The sequence below is a fragment of the Collimonas arenae genome, assembly GCF_001584165.1.
In the GTDB taxonomy this organism is placed as follows: domain Bacteria; phylum Pseudomonadota; class Gammaproteobacteria; order Burkholderiales; family Burkholderiaceae_D; genus Collimonas; species Collimonas arenae.
This window is the reverse complement of record NZ_CP013233.1, coordinates 2859547-2873263: the sequence shown is the minus strand read 5'-3', so window position 1 is coordinate 2873263 and position 13717 is coordinate 2859547. Positions and strand designations below refer to the sequence as shown.

The following is a 13717-nucleotide window of genomic DNA, read 5'->3' as shown; positions in this document are numbered from 1 at the left end:
CGTTCAAACTACTGGCGCATAATCGTGAACCTCGAAAATTATTTTCCTGTCCTGCTGTTTATCCTGATTGGTATCGCGGTCGGTATCGCACCGCAACTGATTGGTCGTATCCTTGGGCCGCATCGGCCTGATCCCCAAAAAACATCTCCTTACGAATGCGGCTTTGAAGCATTCGAAGACGCGCGCATGAAGTTCGATGTGCGTTATTACCTTGTCGCCATTTTGTTCATCTTGTTCGATCTGGAAACCGCTTTCTTCTTCCCGTGGGGCGTCGCGATGCGCGACCTCGGTTGGCAGGGCTTTATCACGATGATGGTGTTTATCGCTGAATTCGTGGTGGGCTTCTGGTACATCTGGAAGCGCGGCGCGCTGGATTGGGAGTAAGTCATGTCTATTGAAGGTGTTTTGAACGAAGGCTTTGTCACCACTACGGCTGACAAACTGATCAACTGGACCCGTACCGGTTCGCTGTGGCCGATGACATTTGGCCTGGCCTGTTGTGCGGTCGAGATGATGCATGCCGGCGCCTCGCGCTACGACATGGACCGTTTTGGTGTAATCTTTCGCCCGTCGCCGCGTCAGTCCGACGTGATGATCGTGGCAGGCACGCTGTGCAACAAGATGGCGCCTGCCTTGCGCAAGGTGTATGACCAGATGCCGGAGCCGCGCTGGGTGATTTCGATGGGTTCCTGCGCCAATGGCGGCGGGTACTATCACTATTCGTATTCGGTGGTGCGCGGTTGCGATCGCATCGTACCGGTCGATATCTACGTCCCAGGCTGCCCACCGACCGCTGAAGCGCTGCTGTATGGCATCATCCAGCTGCAAAACAAGATTCGCCGCACCAATACGATTGCGCGCTAAGAGAGCACAATGACGACCAAACTGGAAACCCTTGAAGCCGCCGTGCGCAATGCGCTTGGCGATGATCTTCAGAGCTTGACCGTTGCCTTGGGCGAGATCACGATCGTAGTCAAGGCTTCGAATTACCTGTCCGCGATGCGCGTCCTGCGCGACCATGCCGATACCCGTTTTGAAGAACTGATCGATCTCTGTGGCGTCGACTATTCGACCTATGGCGATGGCAGCTGGGAAGGCGCCCGCTTCGCGGCAGTGTCGCACTTGCTGTCGATCGAGCATAACTGGCGTCTGCGCGTGCGCGTATTCGCCCCTGACGACGAGCAGCCGCTTCTGGCCTCGGTGACCGATATCTGGGCATCGGCCAACTGGTACGAGCGCGAAGCGTTCGACTTCTTCGGCATCCTGTTCGAAGGCCACAACGACTTGCGCCGCATCCTGACCGACTACGGCTTCATCGGCCATCCGTTCCGCAAGGACTTCCCGGTCTCGGGCTATGTCGAGATGCGCTACGACGCAGAGCAGAAGCGCGTAATTTATCAACCCGTAACGATCGATCCGCGCGAAATCACGCCGCGGGTGATTCGTGAAGAACACTACGGGATCAAATAATGGCAGAAATCAAGAACTACACGCTGAACTTCGGTCCGCAACATCCGGCCGCACACGGCGTTTTGCGCCTGGTGTTGGAGCTGGACGGTGAAGTGATCCAGCGTGCTGACCCGCATATCGGCCTGCTGCATCGCGGCACCGAAAAGCTGGCTGAGCAGAAAACCTACCTGCAATCCGTACCGTATATGGATCGTCTCGACTATGTGTCGATGATGTGTAATGAACACGGCTACGTGATGGCAATCGAGCGCCTGCTGGGCCTGGAAGTGCCGCTGCGTGCGCAATACATCCGCGTCATGTTCGACGAAATCACGCGTCTGCTGAACCACCTGATGTGGATCGGCGCGCATGCGCTGGACGTCGGCGCGATGGCGGTGTTGCTGTATGCATTCCGTGAGCGCGAAGACCTGATGGATTGCTACGAAGCCGTTTCCGGCGCGCGTATGCATGCGGCTTACTACCGTCCGGGCGGCGTTTATCGCGACCTGCCGGACACCATGCCGCAGCACAAGGCATCGCTGGTGCGCAATGCCAAGGCAATCAAGGCGCTGAACGAAAACCGCCAAGGTTCGCTGCTCGATTTCATTGAGGACTTCACTGTCCGTTTCCCGAAATACGTCGACGAATACGAAACACTGCTGACCGATAACCGTATCTGGAAACAGCGTCTGGTCGGCATCGGCGTGGTCTCGCCGGAGCGCGCCAAGGCAATGGGCTTTACCGGTCCGATGCTGCGTGGTTCAGGTGTCGAGTGGGATCTGCGCAAGAAACAGCCTTACGAAGTTTACGACTTGCTCGATTTCGATATCCCGGTTGGCAAGAACGGTGACTGTTATGACCGTTATCTTGTGCGCGTGGAAGAAATGCGCCAGTCCAACCGAATTATCAAGCAATGCGTAGAATGGCTGCGCAATAATGGCGGCCCGGTCATGACTGACAACCACAAGGTTGCGCCGTCATCGCGGGTCAACATGAAGTCCAACATGGAAGAGCTGATTCACCATTTCAAGCTCTTCACCGAAGGATTCCATGTGCCACCGGGCGAAGCATACGCAGCGGTCGAGCATCCGAAGGGCGAGTTTGGCGTCTACATCGTTTCCGATGGCGCCAACAAGCCTTACCGCTTGAAGATCCGTGCGCCGGGCTTCCCGCATCTGCAAGGGTTGAATGAAATGGCCAAGGGCCACATGATCGCCGATGCCGTCACCATCATCGGTACGCAAGACATCGTTTTCGGTGAAATCGATCGCTAAGGAGATTCTGATAACCTACTGCGCGACTTAATCTCTGGCCTGCGATGTTCAGTGTACCTTCGTACAGTTGTGCTTCTCGACCAGACCTTAAGGCGTTCGCTACGGTTCTCAGGGCCTCCTGATGGCAGCTGCTGAGAGCTACGGAATTTGTTACTAACTACTCGCGCAAAGTATCGCGCACGAATGGCCAACACATGTTGTTAAGTCAAGACACATACAAGAAGATCGATCGCGAAGTAGCGAAATTTCCCGCCGACCAGAAGCAGTCGGCGGTGATGGCTGCATTGGCGATCGCACAGGACGAAAAGGGCTGGCTAGCGCCGGAAACCATGCAGGATGTCGCGGATTACCTCGGCATGCCGGCTATCGCGGTGCAGGAAGTCGCGACCTTTTACAATATGTACAACACCAAGCCGGTCGGCAAGCACAAGATCAGCATCTGCACCAATCTGCCATGCCAGTTGTCCGGCGGCGAGCGCGCGGCAGAGCATCTGAAGCATAAGCTCGGTATCGGCTTCCGTGAAACTACCGCTGATGGCCAATTCACGCTGGTTGAGGGTGAGTGTATGGGAGCCTGCGGCGATGCGCCGGTGCTGCTGGTTAATAACAAACGCATGTGTAGCTGGATGTCGAACGAAAAGATTGACGGCTTGCTGGAGGAACTGAAGAAATGACCTGCCTGCACGATCGTCATATCAACCCGCTGATCCTGGCTAACCTGGACGGCAACAACTGGCATTACGCCGATTACGTCAAGCGTGGCGGTTACACCGCTCTCAAGCGCATCCTGTCCGAAGGCATCACCCCTGAGCAAGTCATCGCCGAACTGAAGGCTGGTTCGCTGCGCGGCCGCGGCGGTGCAGGTTTCCCGACCGGTCTGAAGTGGAGCTTCATGCCGCGTCAATTTCCAGGCCAGAAGTACCTGGTCTGCAATACCGACGAAGGCGAGCCGGGCACATTCAAGGACCGCGATATCATTCGCTACAATCCGCACGCACTGATTGAAGGGATGGCCATCGGCGCTTATGCCATGGGGATTTCGGTCGGCTACAACTACATCCACGGCGAAATCTGGTCTGGCTACGAGCGCTTTGAAGAAGCGCTGGAAGAGGCGCGCGCCGCCGGTGCATTGGGCGACAAGATTTTCGGCAGCACCTTCAACTTCCAACTGCATGCGTTCCATGGTTATGGCGCTTACATCTGCGGCGAAGAAACTGCTTTGCTGGAATCGCTGGAAGGCAAGAAGGGCCAACCGCGCTTCAAGCCGCCATTCCCGGCCAGTTTCGGCCTGTACGGCAAGCCGACCACGATCAACAACACCGAGACTTTCGCTGCGGTGCCTTTCCTGCTGAACATGGGCGGCGAAGCTTATGCTGCGCTGGGCAAGCCGAACAACGGCGGCACCAAGATTTTCTCGATTTCCGGCGACGTTGAGCGGCCGGGCAATTACGAAGTGCCATTGGGTACGCCGTTTGCCAAGCTGATGGAGCTGGCTGGCGGCATGCGCGGCGGCAAGAAGATCAAGGCTGTGATTCCTGGCGGTTCATCCGCGCCGGTGATTCGCGGTGAAGTCATGATGGACACCGATCTCGATTACGATTCGATCGCTAAAGCCGGCTCGATGCTGGGCTCGGGCGCCGTGATCGTGATGGATGAAACGCGTTGCATGGTGAAGTCGCTGCTGCGCCTGTCGTACTTCTATTTTGAAGAGTCCTGTGGCCAGTGCACGCCATGCCGCGAAGGCACTGGCTGGCTGTATCGCTTGGTGCATCGCATTGAAACCGGTCATGGTCGTCCGGAAGACATGGATCTGTTGGACACGGTTGCCGGCAACATCATGGGCCGCACCATCTGTGCGCTCGGCGATGCGGCGGCGATGCCGGTACGTGGGTTCCTGAAGAATTATCGCGAAGAATTTGAATATCACATCGAGCATAAGCATTGCTTGGTGCCTAGTTATCAATAATTGCGGGACAGAGTTTAAGAGTCACCGCAGCGTGGCGAATTACTCTGTCCTCAACTGACTAGATAAAACGCTTGAATAGCAAAGAAAAGTAGCAGGACAGATTTGTCCTCAACTAATCAAAACATAGGCAAGAAAAGCAAAAGCCATGGTTGAAATCGAAATAGACGGTAAGAAAGTGGAAGTCCAAGAGGGCAGCATGGTAATGGATGCTGCCAACAAGATTGGCACCTACATTCCACATTTTTGCTATCACAAAAAACTCTCCATCGCGGCCAACTGCCGCATGTGCCTGGTCGAGGTGGAAAAAGCGCCTAAGGCCCTGCCTGCCTGTGCCACTCCGGTGACTGCCGGCATGATCGTGCGCACTGCCAGCGACAAGGCAACTACTGCACAGAAGAGCGTGATGGAATTCCTGCTGATCAATCACCCGCTGGATTGCCCGATCTGCGATCAGGGCGGCGAGTGCCAGTTACAGGATTTGGCGGTCGGCTACGGCAAATCGTCGTCTCGTTACGAAGAAGAAAAGCGTGTGGTCGCGCCGAAAGACGCTGGTCCGCTGATCTCGATGCAGGAAATGAGCCGTTGCATCCAATGCACCCGCTGCGTTCGCTTCGGCCAGGAAATCGCCGGCGTAATGGAATTCGGCATGGTGGGTCGCGGTGAACATTCCGAGATCACGACTTTCGTCGGCAAGACCGTTAATTCGGAACTGTCCGGTAACATGATCGACCTGTGCCCGGTCGGTGCGCTGACTTCCAAGCCGTTCCGTTACAGTGCCCGCACGTGGGAATTGTCGCGCCGCAAATCGGTCAGCCCGCATGATGGCCTGGGCGCCAACCTGGTGGTGCAAGTCAAATCCGGTAAGGTGATGCGCGTGCTGCCGCTGGAAAACAACGACGTCAATGAATGCTGGTTGTCGGATAAGGATCGCTTCGCCTATGAAGGCTTGAACAGCGCCGAACGTCTGACCAAGCCGATGCTCAAGCAAGACGGCAAATGGCAGGAAGTCGAATGGCAAACTGCGTTGGAATATGTGGCGCATGGCTTGCGTAACATCCGCCACGAGCACGGCGCCGATGCGATTGCGGGGCTGGGTACGCCTTATTCGACGCTGGAAGAACTGTCACTGCTGCAAAAAGTGATGCGCGGCCTGGGTTCCGAAAACATCGATTTCCGCCTGCGTCAATCCGACTTTGCATTGGACGGCAAAGTCACACCGTGGCTGGGCATGTCGATCAACGAATTCGCGCAATTGAATCGCGCCTTCGTCATCGGTTCTTTCCTGCGCAAGGATCATCCTCTGCTGTCCGCACGTTTGCGCCTGAGCGTCAAACGTGGCGCCCAGCTGAGCATCCTGCATGCAACCGACGACGACCTGCTGATGCCGGTTGCAAACAAGATTATCGCAGCGCCTTCGGCGTGGCTGGCATCGCTGGCACAAGTTGCTGTCGCCGTGGCGCAAGCAAAGAGCGTTGTAGTGCCAGCTGGCTTCGACAATGTCGAGCCGTCAGCTGCCGCCAAGCAAACTGCAGCCAGCCTGTTGTCCGGCGATGCCAAGGGTGTATTCCTCGGCAACGCAGCGGCGCAACATCCGCAAGCCTCGCAACTGCACGCATTGGCGCAATGGATCGCAGAGCAAACCGGCGCCAAGTTGGGCTACCTGACAGAAGCCGGCAATACTGTCGGTGGCTACTGGGCCAACGCCTTGCCAGCAGCCGGCAAGGGCCGCAATGCACAACAGATTTTCGCGCAACTGCACAAGGCATATGTGTTGCTGAACGCCGAGCCGGAATTGGATAGTTTTGATCCGCAAGCCGCCCGTGCCGCCTTGGACAAGGCCGAAATGGTGGTGGCGTTGTCCGCCTACAAGCATGGCGCCGATTTCGCCGACGTGCTGCTGCCTATCTCGCCATTCACCGAAACCTCCGGTACCTTCGTCAACTGCGAAGGCCGGGCGCAAAGTTTCAACGGCACCGTCAAGCCGCTAGGCGATGCACGTCCAGCATGGAAGGTGTTGCGCGTGCTGGGTAATCTGCTGGGCCTGCCAGGCTTCGACTACGACACTTCCGAAGCGATTCGCGATGAAGTGCTCGGTACCGGCGAAGTCGCCGAGGCGAACCTGCAAGCACGCTTGAACAACCTGTCCGATCTGCAACCGCAAGCTGCTGCCCAAGTGTCCAATGGCGCGCTGGAGCGGATTGCCGATGTGCCGATTTACTTTGGCGATGCTGTCGTGCGTCGTGCGTCGTCACTGCAAGAAACCGTCGACGGCCAAGCGCCGCAGGCATGGCTGTCGGCAGCGCTAGCTGCAAAATTGGGTGTCGCCACTGGCGATCGCGTTAACCTCAAACAAGGGCAGGGTACTGCTGCGTTGCTCGCAGCGATTGACTCGACGCTGCCGGAAAACGTGGTGCGGGTAGCTGCATCGCACGCTTCGACCGCAGCCTTGGGCGCGATGTTTGGTTCTATCGTAGTGGAGAAAGCATGATGGATCACTTCATCGCCGCCATCAATGCCACTGGCTCCGACCTGCTCGGCGGCCTTTGGCCCCTGATTTGGAATCTGATCAAGATCATCGTCGTGCTGGTACCGCTGTTGCTGTGCGTGGCCTACATGACTTATTGGGAACGTAAGCTGATCGGCTGGATGCATATTCGCCTCGGCCCAAATCGCGTTGGTCCTGCCGGTTTGTTGCAGCCGATCGCTGACGCCCTCAAGCTGCTGTTGAAGGAAGTTACCTTGCCGGCCCGTGCCAACAAGGTGCTGTTCTTCATTGCGCCGATCATGACCATCATGCCGGCACTGGCTGCCTGGGCAGTCGTCCCGTTCGGTCCGGAAACCGTATTGGCTAACGTCAATGCAGGTCTGCTGTACGTGATGGCGATTACTTCGATGGAAGTCTACGGCGTGATCATCGCCGGCTGGGCATCCAATTCAAAGTATGCGTTCCTCGGCGCCATGCGTGCTTCGGCACAAATGGTGTCCTACGAAATTTCGATGGGCTTTGCCTTGGTCATCGTGCTGATGGTTTCCGGCAGCCTGAACCTGACCGATATCGTGATGGCGCAAAGCAAAGGTTACTTCTACGATCACGGCGTAGCCTTCCTGTCATGGAACTGGCTGTCGTTGTTCCCTGTGTTCCTGATTTATTTTATTTCCGGCATTGCCGAGACCAATCGCCACCCGTTCGACGTGGTGGAAGGTGAATCGGAAATTGTTGCCGGTCACATGATCGAATACTCGGGCATGTCGTTCGCGATGTTCTTCCTGGCTGAATACGCCAACATGATCCTGGTGTCGATCCTGACAGCGTTGCTGTTCATGGGCGGCTGGGCATCGCCGCTGGCGATGCTGGATTGGATCCCAGGCTGGATCTGGCTTGGCATGAAGACCTTTTTCATGTTGTCGGTGTTTATCTGGGTGCGTGCCTCGTTCCCGCGCTATCGCTATGACCAGATCATGCGCTTGGGCTGGAAAGTGTTTATCCCGCTGGTTCTCGCCTATCTGGTGATTGTCGCCGCCTGGATTCAAGGTCCATGGAATATCTGGAAGTAATGGAAGGTTTATAGCAAATGGAAGCGATCAAGGATTTTTTCGGTAGCTTAATGCTGCTGGAGCTGCTAAAGGGACTGCGGTTGACTGGCCGCTACCTGTTCGCACGCAAGATTACGGTGCTGTTCCCGGAGGAGAAGACGCCGCAGTCGCCGCGTTTCCGTGGCCTGCATGCGTTGCGCCGCTATCCGAATGGGGAAGAACGCTGCATCGCCTGCAAATTGTGCGAAGCAGTGTGCCCGGCAATGGCGATCACGATCGAGTCAGACCAGCGTGCAGACGGTTCGCGCCGTACCACTCGCTACGATATCGATCTGACCAAATGTATTTTCTGCGGTTTCTGCGAAGAGTCTTGCCCGGTCGATTCGATCGTCGAGACTCACATCCTGGAATACCACGGTGAAAAGCGCGGCGATCTTTACTACACCAAGGAAATGCTGTTGGCGGTTGGTGATCGTTACGAACCAGAGATTGCTGCGGCTCGCGCTGCGGATGCTGCATATCGCTAATTCAGCAACAACGATTGCGGGACGATAACTTGCATATGTATGAAAGACTCTCGCAATTTAACCGTTTTATCTGATTAGTCGGGGACAGAGTCGCGCGGAAAGTGTAATTCGTCGTACTGCGTCGGCTCTTGAAATCTGTCTCGCAAATTGTTTATAGGTCATTATGGAATTTAAGACATTCTTGTTTTACGCGTTTTCGGTGGTGCTGGTGATCGCCGCCCTGCGCGTAATCACCGCACGCAATCCAGTGCATTCTGCGCTGTTCCTGGTATTGTCGTTCTTCTCCGCCGCTGGCATCTGGATGCTGCTCAAGGCCGAATTCCTGTCGATCGTTCTCGTGCTGGTCTACGTTGGCGCTGTGATGGTGCTGTTCCTGTTTGTTGTGATGATGCTGGATATTAATCTCGATAAGATGCGAGAGGGCTTCTGGGGATATTTCCCGCTGGCTGCGACGGTCGGCACCATCATCGTGGTCGAAATGGCGGCGGTCATTTTCCATGGTTTTCAAGGCTCGGAAGCGGATGTGCCGGCGGCGTCGGCCAATATCGGCAATACCAAGGAACTGGGTAAGCTGATCTACACCGAATACGTTTATGCGTTCGAGATCGCAGCGGTTATCCTGCTGGTGGCGATTGTCGCTGCCGTTGCACTGACACTGCGCCGCCGCAAGGACAGCAAGTATTTTTCACCTTCCGCTGCGGTCAAGGTCAAGAGTACCGACCGGATTCGCGTGGTCAAGATGAAGTCGGAAGCCAAGGTTGAGCCGGTGGCGCCAGTGAATCCTGCCAACCCGGCCGCACCAGCGGCCCCACAAAAATAACAAGGACGCAATATGGTACTTTCACTCGCTCACTACCTGATTCTCGGTGCGATCCTGTTTGCGATCGGGATCGTCGGCATATTCCTCAACCGCAAGAACCTCATCGTATTGCTGATGGCAATCGAATTGATGCTGCTAGCAGTGAATATGAATTTCATTGCCTTTTCGTATTACCTGGGTGATGCCGCAGGGCAGATCTTCGTTTTCTTTATCCTTACTGTAGCGGCTGCCGAATCGGCGATTGGTCTGGCCATCCTGGTGGCGCTGTTCCGTAACTTGGACACCATCAACGTCGAAGACCTGGACAGCCTGAAGGGCTGACGATGTTTGTTTCCGCAGGCTCAGGCAGGCGGAAGCGAGCAGGCAAAGAATGAGTAAACAGCGCGCAAACAACGCGCAGACAACAAACAACGAATAAAGATAAGGTTCATCATGGCGGGGCAACTTAACCCACAACTACTTCTTGCCGTACCGTTGGCGCCACTGGCTGGCGCCGCGATTGCGGGCTTATTCGGTACCAAGTTCTTCGGCAACCTGATCGGTCGCAAGACTTCGCATACGGTCACCATTCTCGGTGTGCTGATTGCGCTGATCATTTCGGTACAGACTTTGCTGCAGGTGATCGATGGGGCCACGTTTAACGGCACCTTGTACACCTGGATGACGGTCGGCGGCATCAAGCTGGAGATCGGTTTCCTGGTCGACAGCCTGACTGCGATGATGATGTGCGTGGTGACATTCGTGTCATTGATGGTGCACATCTACACCATCGGCTACATGAAGGACGATGAGGGTTATAACCGCTTCTTTGCCTATATCTCGCTGTTCACGTTCTCGATGTTGATGCTGGTCATGAGCAACAACTTCCTGCAGCTGTTCTTCGGTTGGGAAGCAGTGGGCCTGGTGTCGTATCTGCTGATCGGTTTCTGGTACACCCGTCCGACTGCGATCTTCGCGAACATGAAAGCCTTCCTGGTCAACCGTGTCGGCGACTTTGGTTTCATCCTCGGTATCGGCCTGCTGCTGGCTTACTCGGGTTCGATGAACTACACCGAAGTCTTCGCGCAAAAGGGCATGCTGGCGACCTTGACCTTGCCTGGCAGCGACTGGATGCTGTTGACCGTGGCCTGTATCTGCCTGTTCATCGGCGCCATGGGTAAATCGGCGCAGTTCCCGTTGCACGTCTGGCTGCCTGATTCGATGGAAGGCCCAACCCCGATTTCCGCACTGATCCACGCGGCAACCATGGTGACCGCCGGTATTTTCATGGTGACTCGCATGTCGCCGCTGTTCGAATTGTCGGATACTGCGTTGTCGTTCATCCTGATCATTGGCTCGATCACTGCGCTGTTCATGGGTTTCCTTGGCGTCATCCAAACCGACATCAAGCGCGTGGTTGCATACTCGACCCTGTCGCAGCTTGGCTACATGACGGTAGCGCTGGGTGCTTCGGCCTACTCGGTAGCAGTGTTCCACCTGATGACCCACGCTTTCTTCAAAGCCTTGTTGTTCCTTGGGGCCGGTTCGGTGATCATGGGTCTGCATCACGATCAAGACATGCGCAACATGGGCGGCCTGCGCAAGTACATGCCGATTACCTGGATCACTTCGCTGATTGGTTCGCTGGCGTTGATCGGCACACCGTTCTTCTCCGGTTTCTATTCGAAGGACAGCATCATCGAAGCGGCCCATTCATCGACACTGTTCGGCTCCGGCTTTGCGTATTTCGCAGTGCTGGCCAGCGTTTTCGTGACTGCTTTCTATTCGTTCCGCATGTATTTTATGGTGTTCCATGGCGAAGAACGTTTCGGCAAGGCGCATGACGGCCACGATGCGCACGCACATGCTGCCAACGATGCGCATGCTGCACATGACGCGCACGGCGCCCATGACGATCATCATGACGACGAAGAAGATGAGCATGAGCATCACGGCCTGGCTCCTGGCCAGAAGCCGCATGAGTCGCCTTGGGTGGTGACTGTGCCATTGATCCTGCTGGCGATTCCTTCCGCCATCATCGGTTTCCTGGCGATCGAACCTATGCTGTTCGGCAGCTTCTTCAAGGACGTGATTTTCGTCAACGAAGCACATCACGCGATGGAAGAACTGCGTAACGATTTCCATGGCCCGATCGGCATGGTCGCTCACGCATTCAGCTCGGCGCCGCTGTGGCTGGCGATCGCCGGTGTGGCATCGGCTTACTACTGCTATATGGTCAATCCGCGCTTGCCTGCGGCCATCAAGCAGAAAGCTGGCCCGATCTTCATCTTGCTCGACAATAAATACTATATGGACAAGTTCAACGACGTGGTGTTTGCAGGCGGTGCCCGCTTGCTGGGCCGCGGACTGTGGAACGCCGGCGACCGTGGTCTGATCGATGGTCTGATAGTCAACGGCAGCGCCAAGGCCGTCAACTGGTTCTCGAAGATTACCCGTCTCTGGCAGTCCGGATACATCTATCACTATGCATTCGTGATGATTATCGGGGTGCTGGGTTTCCTGGTTTGGTTCATGCCGTTCCCGTTTGCCAAGTAAGCTGGCGAAGCAAACTCAGTAAAGTAGATCGATAATAAAATATGATGCAGTCAACTTTTCCTCTTCTAAGCCTCGCGATCTGGTGTCCGGTCGCGTTCGGTATCCTCGTCCTGGCAGTGGGCCGCGACGACAATCCTACTTTGGTGCGCTGGCTATCGCTGCTGGGTGCAGCGGTCAGCTTCGTTGTCACCTTGCCGATCGTGCGTCAGTTCGACAACGGTTTCCATGGCATGCAGTTCGTCGAGAAGGCGGCCTGGATCGATCGCTTCAACATCAATTACCACCTTGGTATCGATGGCCTTTCGCTGTGGTTCGTGCCATTGACGGCATTCATCACCGTGCTGGTGGTGATTTCGGCCTGGCAAGTGATCGAGAAGAAGGTCGCGCAATACATGGGTGCTTTCCTGATCCTCTCGGGTCTGATGATCGGTGTGTTCTGCGCGCTGGACGGCATGCTGTTCTACGTATTCTTTGAAGCGACGTTGATCCCTATGTTCATCATCGTCGGTGTCTGGGGTGGCGCCAATCGCGTGTATGCAGCGATCAAGTTCTTCCTGTACACGCTGATGGGTTCGCTGCTGATGCTGGTTGCCTTGCTATACCTGTACTTCCAGTCGGGCGGCAGCTTCGACATCCTGACATGGCATGAACTGCCGTTGGGCATGACCGCACAGATCCTGATTTTCCTGGCGTTCCTGATGGCGTTTGCGGTCAAGGTGCCGATGTGGCCGGTGCATACCTGGTTGCCGGATGCTCACGTGGAAGCGCCTACCGGTGGTTCCGTGGTGCTGGCGGCAATCATGCTGAAGCTGGGCGGCTACGGCTTCCTGCGTTTCTCGCTGCCGATCACGCCTGATGCCAGCCATTACCTGGCCGGTCTCATCATCACCCTGTCGCTGATCGCCGTGATCTATATCGGCCTGGTGGCGCTGGTGCAGAATGACATGAAGAAACTGATTGCTTATTCGTCGATTGCCCACATGGGTTTCGTGACCCTCGGTTTCTTCATTTTCAACGACATCGGCCTGCAGGGCGGTATCGTGCAAATGATTTCGCACGGCTTTGTATCCGGCGCGATGTTCCTTTGTATCGGCGTGCTGTATGACCGCATGCATACCCGTCAGATCGCCGAGTACGGCGGTGTGGTCAACGTCATGCCACGTTTCGCTGCGTTGTTCGTGTTGTTCTCGCTGGCCAACTCAGGTCTGCCAGGAACTTCCGGTTTCGTCGGCGAATTCATGGTGATTCTGGGGGCGGTCAAGTTCAATTTCTGGATCGGCCTGCTGGCGGCAACCGCTTTGATCCTGGGTGCGGCTTACTCGCTGTGGCTGGTCAAGCGTGTCGTGTTCGGCAAGATCACGAATCATCATGTGAAAGAAATGCTGGATCTGAACAAGCGTGAATTCGTCATGTTGGGCGTGTTGGCGATCGCTGTGATTGCGATGGGTGTGTACCCGGCGCCGTTCACCGATGCGATGCAAGTATCGGTGGCTGACCTGCTCAAGCATGTCGCCATCACCAAGTTAAATTGATGAATTGCGGGGCAGGGTGCATGAGTCGCCGTAGCGCGACGAATAACCCTGTCTCCAACTGACTAGAAGCGCAGTGCAAA

13 protein-coding genes are annotated in these 13717 nt (G+C 55.9%); all 13 read left to right on the top strand.

Going from position 1 to position 13717, the window contains the following annotated elements; translation table 11 throughout:
- Positions 1 to 24 precede the first annotated feature (24 nt).
- The 13 genes from CAter10_RS13285 to CAter10_RS13225 all read left to right on the top strand — a co-directional run bounded on the left by CAter10_RS13285 (position 25) and on the right by CAter10_RS13225 (position 13637).
- Positions 25 to 384, top strand: coding sequence for an NADH-quinone oxidoreductase subunit A (locus tag CAter10_RS13285; protein ID WP_061533775.1), 360 nt, complete (start codon positions 25 to 27; stop codon positions 382 to 384).
- A gap of 3 nt (positions 385 to 387) precedes the next feature.
- The gene (locus CAter10_RS13280; RefSeq protein ID WP_014005578.1) at positions 388 to 864 is read left to right on the top strand and encodes a NuoB/complex I 20 kDa subunit family protein; all 477 of its coding nucleotides are present in this window, start codon (positions 388 to 390) and stop codon (positions 862 to 864) included.
- A 9-nt stretch (positions 865 to 873) separates the two neighbouring features.
- Complete coding sequence (locus tag CAter10_RS13275; protein WP_061533774.1) at positions 874 to 1470, top strand: NADH-quinone oxidoreductase subunit C; 597 nt, start codon at positions 874 to 876, stop codon at positions 1468 to 1470.
- Positions 1470 to 2723: an NADH-quinone oxidoreductase subunit D gene (locus CAter10_RS13270; protein ID WP_061533773.1), complete on the top strand. Its 1254-nt coding sequence runs from the start codon at positions 1470 to 1472 to the stop codon at positions 2721 to 2723. The genes CAter10_RS13275 and CAter10_RS13270 overlap by 1 nt, the downstream gene beginning before the upstream one ends.
- 194 nt (positions 2724 to 2917) lie before the next feature.
- The gene (nuoE, locus tag CAter10_RS13265) at positions 2918 to 3397 is read left to right on the top strand and encodes an NADH-quinone oxidoreductase subunit NuoE (protein ID WP_061533772.1); all 480 of its coding nucleotides are present in this window, start codon (positions 2918 to 2920) and stop codon (positions 3395 to 3397) included.
- Positions 3394 to 4689, top strand: coding sequence for an NADH-quinone oxidoreductase subunit NuoF (gene nuoF, locus CAter10_RS13260; protein WP_061533771.1), 1296 nt, complete (start codon positions 3394 to 3396; stop codon positions 4687 to 4689). The genes nuoE and nuoF overlap by 4 nt, the downstream gene beginning before the upstream one ends.
- A gap of 145 nt (positions 4690 to 4834) precedes the next feature.
- Positions 4835 to 7177: an NADH-quinone oxidoreductase subunit NuoG gene (gene nuoG, locus CAter10_RS13255; RefSeq protein ID WP_061533770.1), complete on the top strand. Its 2343-nt coding sequence runs from the start codon at positions 4835 to 4837 to the stop codon at positions 7175 to 7177.
- Positions 7177 to 8244, top strand: coding sequence for an NADH-quinone oxidoreductase subunit NuoH (gene nuoH / locus CAter10_RS13250; RefSeq protein WP_061535345.1), 1068 nt, complete (start codon positions 7177 to 7179; stop codon positions 8242 to 8244). Before nuoG ends, nuoH begins: the two co-directional genes overlap by 1 nt.
- A 17-nt stretch (positions 8245 to 8261) precedes the next feature.
- Positions 8262 to 8750, top strand: a complete 489-nt coding sequence (nuoI, locus tag CAter10_RS13245) for an NADH-quinone oxidoreductase subunit NuoI (RefSeq protein WP_061533769.1) — start codon at positions 8262 to 8264, stop codon at positions 8748 to 8750.
- Between the two features lie 163 nt (positions 8751 to 8913).
- Positions 8914 to 9570 carry an NADH-quinone oxidoreductase subunit J gene (locus CAter10_RS13240; RefSeq protein WP_061533768.1) on the top strand — a complete coding sequence of 219 codons (657 nt, stop codon included), beginning with the start codon at positions 8914 to 8916 and terminating at the stop codon, positions 9568 to 9570.
- Between the two features lie 12 nt (positions 9571 to 9582).
- Positions 9583 to 9891: an NADH-quinone oxidoreductase subunit NuoK gene (nuoK, locus tag CAter10_RS13235; protein ID WP_061533767.1), complete on the top strand. Its 309-nt coding sequence runs from the start codon at positions 9583 to 9585 to the stop codon at positions 9889 to 9891.
- Positions 9892 to 10002: 111 nt separating this feature from the next.
- Positions 10003 to 12105 carry an NADH-quinone oxidoreductase subunit L gene (nuoL, locus tag CAter10_RS13230; RefSeq protein WP_061533766.1) on the top strand — a complete coding sequence of 701 codons (2103 nt, stop codon included), beginning with the start codon at positions 10003 to 10005 and terminating at the stop codon, positions 12103 to 12105.
- Positions 12106 to 12146: 41 nt separating this feature from the next.
- The gene (locus tag CAter10_RS13225; RefSeq protein ID WP_061533765.1) at positions 12147 to 13637 is read left to right on the top strand and encodes an NADH-quinone oxidoreductase subunit M; all 1491 of its coding nucleotides are present in this window, start codon (positions 12147 to 12149) and stop codon (positions 13635 to 13637) included.
- Positions 13638 to 13717 lie beyond the last annotated feature (80 nt).